Origin of the sequence: Streptomyces bicolor, assembly GCF_000719285.1 — a bacterium.
Taxonomy (GTDB): domain Bacteria; phylum Actinomycetota; class Actinomycetes; order Streptomycetales; family Streptomycetaceae; genus Streptomyces; species Streptomyces bicolor.
Window position 1 is genome coordinate 194,688 of record NZ_JOFS01000030.1, and the last position, 13,006, is coordinate 207,693.

The window sequence follows — 13,006 nt, forward strand, 5'->3', positions numbered from 1 at the left end:
GATGTCGAAGCTCGGCAACCTCGGCGCCCGACTGCACCGTGGCGAGGTCGGCTACGACTTCGTCGGCAACCGCAAGATCTGGTACGGCCTGTCCATCCTGATCACCATCACGGCCATCGTCGGCCTGGCGGTACGCGGCCTGAACATGGGCATCGAGTTCCAGGGCGGAGCGGTCTTCAACACCCCGAAGACCAGCGTCTCGGTGTCCCAGGCGCAGGAGTACGCGGAAGAGGCGTCCGGCCACGACGCGATCGTCCAGCAGCTCGGCAAGGGCGACGACGCCAAGCTGCGCATCCAGATCGCGGGCATCGACACCAAGCAGGCCGACAAGGTCTCGGCGGAGCTGGCCGAGAAGCTGGACGTCGCCGAGAAGGACGTCACCGGCGAGCTGGTCGGCCCCAGCTGGGGTGAGCAGATCGCCAACAAGGCCTGGCAGGGTCTCGGGATCTTCCTCGTCCTCGTGGTGATCTATCTGGCGATCGCATTCGAGTGGCGCATGGCACTCGCCGCGTTCGTCGCCCTGATCCACGACATCACCATCACGGTGGGCATCTACGCCCTCGTCGGCTTCGAGGTCACGCCGGGCACCGTGATCGGTCTGCTGACGATCCTCGGTTACTCGCTCTATGACACGGTCGTCGTCTTCGACAGCCTCAAGGAGCAGACGAAGGACATCACCAAGCAGACCCGCTGGACCTACAGCGACATCGCCAACCGCTCGATCAACAGCACCCTGGTCCGCTCCATCAACACCACGGTGGTCGCGCTGCTGCCGGTGGCGGGCCTGCTGTTCATCGGTGGCGGCTTCCTCGGCGCCGGCATGCTCAACGACATCTCGCTGTCGCTGTTCGTCGGCCTCGCGGCCGGTGCGTACTCCTCGATCTTCATCGCCACGCCGCTCGTCGCCGACCTCAAGGAGCGCGAGCCGCAGATGAAGGCCCTGAGGAAGCGCGTGCTCGCCAAGCGCGCCCAGGCCGCCACCCAGGGCGAGTCCCAGGACGCCCCGGTCGGCGACGAGTCGCTCGCCGACGAGCCGGAGGACGCGGCCCCCGCGGTCGTCGGCCCGCGCAACCAGCCCTCGTCCCGAGGCCGCGGCCGCGGCCGACCCTCCGGGAAGCGCCGATGACCGACATCAAGGAACTCCTGCTCAGCCGTATCCGGGACGTCGCGGACTACCCGGAGCCGGGCGTGATGTTCAAGGACATCACCCCGCTCCTGGCGGACCCGGCGGCGTTCACGGCCCTCACCGACGCGCTGGCCGAGATCGCCGGGAACACCGGCGCCACGAAGATCGTCGGCCTGGAGGCCCGGGGCTTCATCCTCGGAGCGCCGGTCGCCGTCCGCGCGGGCGTCGGCTTCATCCCCGTACGCAAGGCGGGCAAGCTCCCCGGGGCGACGCTCAGCCAGGCGTACGACCTGGAGTACGGCTCGGCCGAGATCGAGGTGCACGCCGAGGACCTGACCGGCGGTGACCGCGTCCTGGTCATCGACGACGTCCTGGCGACCGGCGGCACCGCGGAGGCCTCGATCCAGCTGATCCGCCGGGCCGGCGCCGAAGTGGCCGGCCTGGCCGTCCTCATGGAACTGGGCTTCCTCGGGGGCCGGGCCCGCCTGGCCCCGGCCCTGGACGGAGCCCCGCTGGAGTCGCTGCTCACCGTCTGAGCCGGTGCGCTCCGCACGGATCGGCCACCCGAGCACAGGCTCTTACCAACCGCAGCACCCGATGCCGCGCGCCTGCACGCCAGGCGCGCGGCATCTGCGCATCAGAGACGCGGCATCGGGGCGCCAGGGGCGGGCCCTTCCCCGCATTCATGCCTCGCGCGCCCCCAAAAAGCCCCAGCGGCCCCGCCCCGCGCCCCGCCGCATAGCGCTCCCTCCCTCAACCCGAGGGCACCCGGATGGCGCGAAACCGACGGTTCACCGCGCGCAGCCCGCACATCGCAGCCCGTACGGGAAGGCCGTGGGCAAGGTTCTCGACAGCCACAGGAAACGCTCCCGCCACCCCCGGGACACGGCAGGCACAGCACAGCGGAATCTCGCTGAGGCCCCTCGTGTTTCTCCGGTAGACGTCCCTCACATCGGACTGAAGGCGATCCTGGGGCGCAGGATCGCTACCATGGGTTCTCCGGAGCCTGACCGGGGGACCCGGATCGCGCACGAGGAGCCCTCTTGCCAGACGAGGCCCAGCACCTGACCGCCGCCAAGCCCGAGTCCGCCTCGGCGCCCGCGGCGAAGCCCGCGCCGAACGCGTCGCACGCGAAGAACGACCCGCGCGGGACGGTCGAGCATGCCCAGTCCGCGCCCGTCGACAAGCCGGCCGAGCAGACGCGACCCAAGCCTGCCCCGGCCGAGCGGCCCGTCAACTCGCCCGCGCCCCGCCCGAACGCCGGTCAGCCCGCCCGCTCCGGCTCCTCCAACCGCGTCCGCGCCCGCCTCGCCCGTCTCGGCGTCCAGCGCTCCAACCCGTACAACCCGGTGCTGGAGCCCCTGCTGCGCATAGTCCGCAGCAACGACCCGAAGATCGAGACCGCCACGCTCCGCCAGATCGAGAAGGCCTACCAGGTCGCCGAGCGCTGGCACCGCGGCCAGAAGCGCAAGAGCGGCGACCCGTACATCACCCACCCGCTCGCGGTGACCACGATCCTCGCCGAGCTGGGAATGGATCCGGCCACCCTGATGGCCGGCCTGCTGCACGACACCGTCGAGGACACCGAGTACGGCCTGGACCAGCTCCGCCGCGACTTCGGCGACTCCGTCGCCCTGCTCGTCGACGGCGTCACCAAGCTGGACAAGGTCAAGTTCGGCGAGGCCGCGCAGGCCGAGACCGTGCGCAAGATGGTCGTCGCCATGGCCAAGGACCCGCGCGTCCTGGTCATCAAGCTCGCCGACCGCCTGCACAACATGCGCACCATGCGCTACCTCAAGCGCGAGAAGCAGGAGAAGAAGGCGCGCGAGACCCTCGAGATCTACGCGCCCCTCGCCCACCGCCTCGGCATGAACACCATCAAGTGGGAGCTGGAGGACCTCGCCTTCGCGATCCTCTACCCCAAGATGTACGACGAGATCGTACGGCTGGTGGCCGAGCGGGCACCGAAGCGTGACGAGTACCTGGCCATAGTGACCGACGAGGTCCAGCAGGACCTGCGCGCCGCCCGCATCAAGGCGACGGTCACCGGCCGCCCGAAGCACTACTACAGCGTCTACCAGAAGATGATCGTCCGCGGTCGCGACTTCGCGGAGATCTACGACCTGGTGGGCATCCGCGTCCTCGTCGACACCGTCCGCGACTGTTACGCCGCCCTCGGCACCGTGCACGCGCGATGGAACCCGGTCCCCGGCCGGTTCAAGGACTACATCGCGATGCCCAAGTTCAACATGTACCAGTCGCTGCACACGACGGTCATCGGCCCCAACGGCAAGCCGGTCGAACTCCAGATCCGCACGTTCGACATGCACCGCCGCGCCGAGTACGGCATCGCCGCGCACTGGAAGTACAAGCAGGAAGCCGTCGCCGGCGCCTCCAAGGTCCGAACCGACGTGCCCAAGGCCGGCAAGGACAAGGACGCCATCAACGACATGGCGTGGCTGCGGCAGCTCCTCGACTGGCAGAAGGAGACCGAGGACCCCAGCGAGTTCCTGGAGTCGCTGCGCTTCGACCTCTCCCGCAACGAGGTCTTCGTCTTCACCCCGAAGGGCGACGTCATAGCGCTCCCGGCGGGCGCCACCCCGGTCGACTTCGCCTACGCCGTCCACACCGAGGTCGGCCACCGCACGATAGGCGCCAGGGTCAACGGACGCCTGGTGCCGCTCGAATCCACCCTGGACAACGGCGACCTGGTCGAGGTCTTCACCTCCAAGGCGGCCGGCGCGGGCCCCTCCCGCGACTGGCTGGGCTTCGTGAAGTCGCCGCGCGCCCGCAACAAGATCCGCGCGTGGTTCTCCAAGGAGCGCCGCGACGAGGCGATCGAGCAGGGCAAGGACGCCATCGTCCGCGCGATGCGCAAGCAGAACCTGCCGATCCAGCGCATCCTGACCGGCGACTCACTGGTCACGCTCGCACACGAGATGCGGTACCCGGACATCTCCGCCCTGTACGCGGCGATCGGCGAGAGCCATGTCTCCGCCCAGAGCGTCGTGCAGAAGCTCGTACAGGCGCTCGGCGGCGAGGAGGCCGCCACCGAGGAGATCGACGAGGCGGTCCCGCCGACCCGCACCCGCGGCCGCAAGCGCCGCTCCAGCGCCGACCCGGGCGTCATCGTCAAGGGTGTCGAGGACGTGTGGGTCAAGCTGGCCCGCTGCTGTACTCCCGTACCCGGCGACCCGATCATCGGCTTCGTCACCCGCGGTAGTGGCGTATCGGTTCACCGCAGCGACTGCGTGAACGTGGAGTCACTGTCCCGCGAGCCCGAGCGCATCCTCGAAGTCGAATGGGCGCCCACGCAGTCCTCGGTCTTCCTGGTCGCCATCCAGGTCGAGGCCCTGGACCGCTCCCGGCTGCTGTCGGACGTCACCCGCGTCCTGTCCGACCAGCACGTCAACATCCTCTCCGCGGCCGTCCAGACCTCCCGCGACCGCGTCGCCACCTCCCGCTTCACCTTCGAGATGGGCGACCCGAAGCACCTCGGGCACGTCCTGAAGGCGGTCCGGGGCGTCGAGGGCGTGTACGACGTGTACCGCGTGACCTCGGCGCGCAGCCGGGCGTAGGACGCACAAGGCATACGACGAGAAGGGCCCCGTACGCGAGGTACGGGGCCCTTGCCTTCGTCAAGGCTGGCGAACGGCCCGTCAGCCGCCGAACTCCTGCAGGCCCTTCAGCGCCTGGTCGAGGAGCGCCTGGCGGCCCTCGAGCTCACGCTCCAGCTTGTCGGCCTTCGCGTTGTTGCCCTGGGCGCGTGCCTGCTCGATCTGGCCCTTCAGCTTGTCCACGGCGGCCTGGAGCTGACCGGTCAGGCCCTCGGCACGCGCGCGTGCCTCCGGGTTGGTCCGGCGCCACTCGGACTCCTCGGCCTCCTGGATGGCCCGCTCGACGGCGTGCATCCGGCCCTCGACCTTCGGGCGGGCGTCGCGCGGCACATGACCGATGGCCTCCCACCGCTCGTTGATCGAGCGGAAGGCGGCACGCGCACCCTTCAGGTCACCGATCGGCAGGAGCTTCTCGGCCTCCTCGGCCAGCTCCTCCTTCAGCTTCAGGTTCTCGGCCTGCTCGGCGTCGCGCTCGGCGAAGACCGAGCTGCGAGCCGCGAAGAAGATGTCCTGGGCACCGCGGAAGCGGTTCCACAGGTCGTCCTCGTGCTCGCGCTGCGCGCGGCCCGCGGCCTTCCACTCCGCCATCAGCTCGCGGTAGCGCGCCGCGGTCACACCCCAGTCCGTCGAACCGGACAGCGACTCGGCCTCCGCGACCAGCCGCTCCTTGGTCTTGCGGGCCTCCTCGCGCTGCGCGTCCAGCTGCGCGAAGTGTGCCTTGCGGCGCTTGGAGAACGCCGACCGGGCGTGCGAGAAACGGTGCCACAGCTCGTCGTCCGACTTGCGGTCCAGCCGCGGCAGGCCCTTCCAGGTGTCCACCAGGGACCGCAGCCGCTCACCGGCGGCCCGCCACTGGTCGGACTGGGCCAGCTCCTCCGCCTCCTTGACCAGCGCCTCCTTGGCGTGGCGCGCCTCGTCGGACTGCTTCGCCCGCTGCTGCTTGCGCTCCTCGCGACGCTTCTCGACGGTCTCGACCAGCTTGTCCAGGCGGGTCCGCAGGGCGTCCAGGTCACCGACCGCGTGGTGGGCGTCGACCTGCTCCCGGATGTGGTCGATCGCGGCCTGGGCGTCCTTCGCCGACAGGTCGGTGGTCTTCACTCGCTTCTCGAGGAGGCCGATTTCGACGACCAGGCCCTCGTACTTGCGCTCGAAGTAGGCCAACGCCTCCTCAGGGGAGCCGGCCTGCCAGGAACCGACGACCTGCTCGCCGTCGGCCGTACGCACGTACACGGTCCCCGTCTCGTCGACGCGGCCCCACGGGTCGCTGCTCACAGCGCCTCCTCCACATGATGCCTGCGAGGGGCTTGTGTTCCCCCGGGCATCGTCCACAGTTTCGTCACGGCCAACATAGGCGACCGGCGGGTTGCCTGTCCGCATCCCGCGCGACCGAAATTTCGCAGTTGGCGGTCAGGATTTCGTGACTGTCGCCTTGTTGATGACGACCGTCGCATTGGGGGCGGTGTTGCCGGTCGTGGGATCGGCGGGCTCGGCTCCGGCGTCCGCGATCTTCTTCAGGACCTTCATGCCCGCCTCGGACACAGTGCCGAACGGTGTGTAGTCGGCCGGCAGCTGACTGTCCTGGTAGACGAGGAAGAACTGGCTGCCTCCGGTGTTGCGGCCCTCCTTCGTCTGCGCGTTGTACTGGTTTGCCATCGCGACCGTGCCCGCCGGGTAGACACCGCCCTTGAGGCTCGTGTCCTTGAGGTTCTCGTCGGGAATCGTGTACCCGGGACCGCCCATTCCGGTGCCCTGCGGGTCACCGCACTGCAGCACGTAGATGTTGGCGTCGGTGAGCCGGTGGCACTTGGTGTGGTCGAAGAAGCCCTTGCCGGCGAGGAAGTTGAACGAGTTCACGGTGTGCGGGGCGGCCGACGCCTTGAGCGCGATGTCTATGTCACCGCACGTCGTCGCGAGCTTCATCGTGTACTTCGCCGACTTGTCGATGGTCAGCTCCGGCTCCTTCTTCCAGGTGGCCGTCTTGACCTTGCCCGCGGCGGGCTTCTCGCACGGGTCCGGAGCCTCGCTGGTCGGGCTCGGCGTGACCTCCGCGTTCGCGTTGCTCTTGCTGCCGTCGTCGCCCTTGAGGACCCCGGTCGTGTACAGCGCGAGGCTGCCGATGACGGTGACGCCGAGCACCGACGCGACCACCGAGTTGCGCATGCGCGCCTTGCGCCGGGCGTCCGTACGCCGCTGCTGCTGCCGCAAGAACTTCTCCCGGGCGAGCTGACGCCGCCGCTGTTCCTGGCTGACCACCGGGTTCTCTCCTCATGCGTCGTATGTGTCGACCGGTACGCGTGCGTCCATTGAGCCGATCGCCCGCGTGTGCCCCGTACCGTATATGGGTTCGCTGAGGAATCGGCAGCGCCGGTAGGCTCTGACGACAGGCGAAGCCTGCCGACAAACCACCTGTGTCGACACAAACGAAGGACGATCGTGCTCATTGCCGGGTTCCCCGCCGGGGCCTGGGGGACGAACTGTTATCTCGTCGCCCCCGCCGCCGGTGAGGAGTGCGTGATCATCGACCCGGGCCACGAAGCGGCCCCCGGAGTCGAGGAAGCGCTGAAGAAGCATCGGCTCAAGCCCGTCGCCGTCGTCCTCACCCACGGCCACCTCGACCACGTGGCCTCGGTCGTCCCCGTGTGCGGCGCGCACGACGTACCGGCCTGGATCCACCCGGAGGACCGGTACATGATGAGCGACCCCGAGAAGGCGCTCGGCCGCTCCATCGGCATGCAGCTGATGGGTGAGCTGACCATCGGGGAGCCGGACGACGTCAAGGAGCTGACCGACGGCGCGAAGCTGGAGCTGGCCGGCATGGAGCTGACCGTCGCGCACGCGCCGGGCCATACCAAGGGGTCGGTGACCTTCGGCCTGCCCGAGGCGGCGGACATCCCGCCGATCCTCTTCTCGGGCGACCTGCTGTTCGCCGGCTCCATCGGACGCACCGACCTGCCCGGCGGTGACATGGCCGAGATCCTCGACTCGCTGGCCCGCGTGTGCCTGCCGCTCGACGACTCGACCGTGGTGCTGTCCGGCCACGGCCCCCAGACGACCATCGGCCAGGAGCGCGCCACCAACCCGTATCTGCGGCAGGTGGCCGCCGGCCAGGGAGCTCAGCCGGCTCCCCGACGAGGAATGTGACGAGAGACCTCCGTGAGCACCTTTCAGGCCCCCAAGGGCACGTACGACCTGATCCCGCCGGACTCCGCCAAGTACCTGGCCGTCCGTGAGGCGATCGCGGCTCCCCTGCGCAACTCCGGCTACGGCTATATCGAGACGCCCGGCTTCGAGAGCGTCGAACTGTTCGCACGCGGCGTGGGCGAGTCCACCGACATCGTGACCAAGGAGATGTACGCCTTCGAGACCAAGGGCGGTGACAAGCTCGCCCTGCGTCCCGAGGGCACGGCCTCGGTCCTGCGCGCGGCCCTGGAGGCCAACCTGCACAAGTCGGGCAACCTCCCGGTCAAGCTCTGGTACTCGGGCTCCTACTACCGCTACGAGCGCCCGCAGAAGGGCCGTTACAGGCACTTCTCCCAGGTCGGCGCGGAGGCCATCGGCGCCGAGGACCCGGCGCTCGACGCCGAGCTGATCATCCTGGCCGACCAGGCCTACCGCTCGCTGGGCCTGCGCAACTTCCGGATCCTGCTCAACAGCCTGGGCGACAAGGAGTGCCGCCCGGTCTACCGAGCGGCCCTGCAGGACTTCCTGCGCGCCCTGGCGCTGGACGAGGACACGCGCCGCCGCGTCGACATCAACCCGCTGCGCGTCCTGGACGACAAGCGCGAGTCGGTCCAGAAGCAGCTCACCGGCGCCCCGCTCCTGCGCGACTACCTCTGCGACGCCTGCAAGGCGTACCACGAGGAGGTCCGCGAGCTGATCACGGCGGCGGGCGTCTCCTTCGAGGACGACCCGAAGCTGGTCCGTGGCCTGGACTACTACACGCGGACGACCTTCGAATTCGTCCACGACGGACTGGGCTCCCAGTCCGCGGTGGGCGGCGGCGGCCGTTACGACGGCCTGTCCGAGATGATCGGCGGCCCCGCGCTGCCGTCCGTCGGCTGGGCGCTCGGCGTCGACCGCACGGTGCTCGCCCTGGAGGCGGAGGGCGTGGAGCTCGAACTCCCGGCGTCCACCAGCGTGTTCGCGGTGCCGCTCGGCGAGGAGGCCCGCCGGGTCCTGTTCGCCAAGGTGACCGAGCTGCGCAAGGTCGGCATCGCGGCGGACTTCTCCTACGGCGGCAAGGGCCTCAAGGGCGCCATGAAGAACGCCAACCGCAGTGGCGCCCGCTACACGATCGTGGCCGGCGAACGCGACCTCGCCGAAGGTGTCGTCCAGCTCAAGGACATGGAGTCCGGCGAGCAGACGGCCGTCGGCGTCAACGAGATCGTGGCGGAGCTGGAAGCCCGACTGGGCTGATTGCCGGAGCGCTGATTCCAGGGGGCGGGGACCGCATGGTTCCCGCCCCCTTCGTGTCCCGTCGGTGTCCTGAACCGAACGCCTTTACCCGGTCGCGCGCCTTTGCTTATGTCCCGTGAACGGCGGGCGAGTGGGGGTGTACGGCACAATGTGCCGTGCCCGGAGAAGGTCCAACTCTCAAGTGACGGAATCGGCGTGATGAGCAAGACGACAGTCAAAGACGTCTCCACCGAGCCCGAGCCGGAGCGTGCCGAGGCGGCGCCGCGGTCGACGGGCGGCAGCCGTGCGTTCGCCCTGATGCTGGTGATCACCGGCGCGGCGGGACTGCTTGCCGCGTGGGTCATCACGATCGACAAGTTCAAGCTGCTCGAGGCCAAGGTCGAGGGCAGGACGTTCACGCCGGGCTGCAGCCTGAACCCCATCGTCTCCTGCGGCAGCGTCATGGAGAGCAAGCAGGCCGCCGCCTTCGGGTTCCCCAACCCGATGCTCGGCCTCATCGCCTACGCCATCGTCATCTGCGTCGGCATGAGCCTGCTCGGCCGCGCCCGCTTCCCGCGCTGGTACTGGCTCACCTTCAACGCCGGCACCCTCTTCGGTGTGGTCTTCTGCGCCTGGCTGATGTACCAGTCGCTGTACCGGATCAACGCGCTGTGCCTGTGGTGCTCGCTGGCCTGGGTCGCGACGATCATCATGTTCTGGTACGTGACGTCGTTCAACATCCGCAGCGGCTTCCTGCCCGCTCCGAACTGGCTCAGGAGCTTCTTCGGCGAGTTCACCTGGGTCATGCCCGTCCTGCACATCGGCATCATCGGCATGCTGATCCTGACCCGCTGGTGGGACTTCTGGACCAGCTGAGCCAGGACCTCCCGCCGGGATCGAGGCCCAGCCTCCCGGGCCCGGCTGGATTGTCAGTGCGGTGATTTAGGGTTTCCCACGTGGAGCCCGACCTGTTCACCGCCGCCGCAGAAGAACGCCAGGAGAAGGACCCCGCCGGCAGTCCCCTGGCGGTGCGCATGCGCCCGCGCACCCTGGACGAGGTGGTGGGCCAGCAGCACCTGCTCAAGCCCGGCTCACCCCTGCGCCGACTGGTCGGCGAAGGCGCCAAGGGCCCGGCGGGCCCGTCGTCGGTGATCCTCTGGGGCCCGCCGGGCACCGGCAAGACCACCCTGGCGTACGTCGTCTCGAAGGCCACCAACAAGCGCTTCGTCGAGCTGTCCGCCATCACCGCCGGAGTGAAGGAGGTCCGCGCGGTCATCGACGGCGCCCGCCGCGCCACCGGTGGCTACGGCAAGGAGACCGTCCTCTTCCTCGACGAGATCCACCGCTTCAGCAAGGCCCAGCAGGACTCCCTCCTCCCGGCCGTCGAGAACCGCTGGGTGACCCTGATCGCGGCGACCACCGAGAACCCGTACTTCTCGGTCATCTCCCCGCTCCTGTCCCGCTCCCTCCTCCTCACCCTCGAACCCCTCACCGACGACGACCTGCGCGACCTCCTCAAGCGCGCGCTCACCGACGAGCGCGGCCTCAAGAGCGCCGTCACCCTCCCCGAGGACACCGAGGCCCATCTGCTGCGCATCGCAGGCGGTGACGCCCGCCGCGCCCTGACCGCCCTCGAGGCGGCCGCCGGGGCAGCGCTCGACAAGGGCGAGCGGGAGATCGGTCTGCAGACGCTGGAGGAGACGGTCGACCGGGCCGCCGTGAAGTACGACCGCGACGGCGACCAGCACTACGACGTGGCCAGCGCCCTCATCAAGTCGATCCGCGGCTCCGATGTCGACGCCGCCCTGCACTACCTGGCCCGGATGATCGAGGCCGGCGAGGACCCCCGCTTCATCGCCCGCCGCCTGATGATCTCCGCCAGCGAGGACATCGGCCTCGCGGACCCGAACGCCCTGCCGATCGCGGTCGCCGCCGCCCAGGCCGTCGCCATGATCGGCTTCCCCGAGGCGGCCCTGACCCTCAGTCACGCCACCATCGCCCTCGCCCTCGCCCCCAAGTCCAACTCCGCGACCACCGCGATCGGCGCCGCCCTGGACGACGTACGCAAGGGACTGGCCGGCCCTGTCCCGCCCCACCTGCGCGACGGGCACTACAAGGGCGCCGCCAAGCTCGGGCACGCGCAGGGGTACGTGTATCCGCACGACCTGTCCGAGGGCATCGCCGAGCAGCAGTACGCCCCGGATGCCCTCAAGGACCGCGAGTACTACAGCCCGACCCGGCACGGCGCCGAGGCGCGGTACGCGGACGCCGTGGAGTGGACCAGGAAGCACCTCGGGCGCAAGCGGTCCTGAGCACCCTGTAAACTGTGCCGAAGTGCTGTGTCCCGTGCTGTCAGAACGGGACGGTCAGCCGGAACCCCCAGGGGGTTCCAGGAGCGTCGCGCACCGTTCGAATGGTGTCGCGGGCAGCCCACCACCACTCGTCGCACGACGGGATCGGTCGGTGGGCCACTCGCGTGCTGCACATATGTGCCCAGACCAGGGGAGCGGCTGCCCACCCCGTCCGCAAGGGCGAGGAGGGTTTCCCCGGCTGCGGATGCGACCTCCCTCAACCCTGACAAGCCGAACACTGAGAAATGAGAGATCGTGGCGAACCAGTCCCGCCCCAAGGTCAAGAAGTCGCGTGCCCTCGGCATCGCGCTGACCCCGAAGGCCGTCAAGTACTTCGAGGCCCGTCCCTACCCGCCGGGTGAGCACGGCCGCGGCCGCAAGCAGAACTCGGACTACAAGGTCCGTCTGCTGGAGAAGCAGCGTCTGCGCGCGCAGTACGACGTGTCCGAGCGTCAGCTCGTCCGCGCCTACGAGCGTGCCTCCAAGGTTCAGGGCAAGACCGGTGAGGCCCTGATCATCGAGCTCGAGCGCCGTCTCGACGCCCTGGTCCTGCGTTCGGGCATCGCCCGCACCATCTACCAGGCCCGTCAGATGGTCGTTCACGGCCACATCGAGGTCAACGGCCAGAAGGTCGACAAGCCGTCGTTCCGCGTCCGTCCCGACGACGTCGTGATGGTCCGCGAGCGCAGCCGCGAGAAGACCCTCTTCTCCATCGCCCGCGAGGGTGGCTTCGCCCCCGAGGGTGAGACCCCGCGCTACCTCCAGGTGAACCTCAAGGCCCTGGCGTTCCGCCTGGACCGCGAGCCGAACCGCAAGGAGATCCCGGTGATCTGCGACGAGCAGCTCGTCGTCGAGTACTACGCCCGTTGATCCGTCAGCGGCCGTAGGACTTCTGCGCCCGAGCCCGCCGTTCCTCCTGCCCTTCGGGGCGGGCGGGGCGGCGGGCTTTCGCATACGGGCACGCTCATCGGGCACCGCCCTTGATCCGGTATCGCACACCGCCCCGAATCCGGTACGGAGCGCCGCCCCCGGCGCGATAGGCTCGCCCTCGAAGATACGTGTTCACACTTCAGGGAGCGGGTGCGCAGTGTCCGGTGGAGAGGTTGCCGGGATCCTGGTGGCCGTCTTCTGGGCGATCCTGGTCTCCTTCCTCGCCGTCGCGCTGGCGAGGCTGGCCCAGACGCTCAAGGCGACCACCAAGCTTGTCGCGGATGTGACCGACCAGGCCGTCCCGCTCCTGGCAGAGGCCTCCACCGCGGTGCGCTCCGCGCAGACCCAGATCGACCGGGTCGACGCGATCGCCTCCGACGTCCAGGAGGTCACGTCGAACGCCTCCGCCCTGTCGACGACCGTCGCCTCCACCTTCGGCGGCCCCCTCGTCAAGGTCGCCGCCTTCGGCTACGGCGTGCGCCGGGCCCTCGGTGGCCGCAAGCAGGAGGACGCGCCCGCCAGGTCGCCCCGGCGTACCGTGATCGTGGGCCGGACGGTCCCTGCCGCACGACGCAAGCGGAAGTAAG

At 69.4% G+C, this 13,006-nt stretch carries 11 protein-coding genes; 9 read left to right on the forward strand and 2 right to left on the reverse strand.

Going from position 1 to position 13,006, the window contains the following annotated elements; translation table 11 throughout:
• The first annotated feature begins 1 nt into the window (after position 1).
• The 3 genes from secF to IF78_RS0132575 all read left to right on the forward strand — a co-directional run bounded on the left by secF (position 2) and on the right by IF78_RS0132575 (position 4,704).
• Positions 2-1,126 (forward strand): protein translocase subunit SecF, encoded by a 1,125-nt coding sequence (gene secF / locus IF78_RS0132565; protein WP_031486810.1) that lies wholly within the window; start codon positions 2-4, stop codon positions 1,124-1,126.
• The gene (locus IF78_RS0132570; RefSeq protein ID WP_031486811.1) at positions 1,123-1,662 is read left to right on the forward strand and encodes an adenine phosphoribosyltransferase; all 540 of its coding nucleotides are present in this window, start codon (positions 1,123-1,125) and stop codon (positions 1,660-1,662) included. Before secF ends, IF78_RS0132570 begins: the two co-directional genes overlap by 4 nt.
• A gap of 507 nt (positions 1,663-2,169) precedes the next feature.
• Positions 2,170-4,704, forward strand: a complete 2,535-nt coding sequence (locus IF78_RS0132575; protein ID WP_031486812.1) for a RelA/SpoT family protein — start codon at positions 2,170-2,172, stop codon at positions 4,702-4,704.
• Positions 4,705-4,785: 81 nt separating this feature from the next.
• On the opposite strand, the gene IF78_RS0132580 is transcribed toward IF78_RS0132575, so the two are convergent.
• Positions 4,786-6,015, reverse strand: a complete 1,230-nt coding sequence (locus tag IF78_RS0132580) for a DUF349 domain-containing protein (RefSeq protein ID WP_031486813.1) — start codon at positions 6,013-6,015, stop codon at positions 4,786-4,788.
• 135 nt (positions 6,016-6,150) lie between these two features.
• Positions 6,151-6,996 (reverse strand): peptidylprolyl isomerase, encoded by an 846-nt coding sequence (locus IF78_RS0132585; RefSeq protein ID WP_031486814.1) that lies wholly within the window; start codon positions 6,994-6,996, stop codon positions 6,151-6,153.
• Between the two features lie 180 nt (positions 6,997-7,176).
• Here IF78_RS0132585 and IF78_RS0132590 point away from each other — a divergent pair, with 180 nt between their 5' ends.
• From IF78_RS0132590 to IF78_RS0132615, 6 genes are all read left to right on the forward strand, one after another.
• The gene (locus tag IF78_RS0132590) at positions 7,177-7,884 is read left to right on the forward strand and encodes an MBL fold metallo-hydrolase (protein WP_031486815.1); all 708 of its coding nucleotides are present in this window, start codon (positions 7,177-7,179) and stop codon (positions 7,882-7,884) included.
• Positions 7,885-7,896: 12 nt separating this feature from the next.
• A complete protein-coding gene (gene hisS / locus IF78_RS0132595; protein WP_031486816.1) occupies positions 7,897-9,159 on the forward strand; it encodes a histidine--tRNA ligase in 1,263 nt (420 codons plus the stop codon).
• A gap of 198 nt (positions 9,160-9,357) precedes the next feature.
• Complete coding sequence (locus IF78_RS0132600; RefSeq protein ID WP_031486817.1) at positions 9,358-10,014, forward strand: vitamin K epoxide reductase family protein; 657 nt, start codon at positions 9,358-9,360, stop codon at positions 10,012-10,014.
• Positions 10,015-10,094: 80 nt separating this feature from the next.
• Positions 10,095-11,450: a replication-associated recombination protein A gene (locus IF78_RS0132605; protein ID WP_031486818.1), complete on the forward strand. Its 1,356-nt coding sequence runs from the start codon at positions 10,095-10,097 to the stop codon at positions 11,448-11,450.
• Positions 11,451-11,744: 294 nt separating this feature from the next.
• Positions 11,745-12,359, forward strand: coding sequence for a 30S ribosomal protein S4 (gene rpsD, locus IF78_RS0132610; RefSeq protein ID WP_015661793.1), 615 nt, complete (start codon positions 11,745-11,747; stop codon positions 12,357-12,359).
• Positions 12,360-12,576: 217 nt separating this feature from the next.
• Entirely contained in the window at positions 12,577-13,005 is a 429-nt protein-coding gene (locus IF78_RS0132615; RefSeq protein ID WP_031486819.1) for a DUF948 domain-containing protein, read from the forward strand.
• Position 13,006 lies beyond the last annotated feature (1 nt).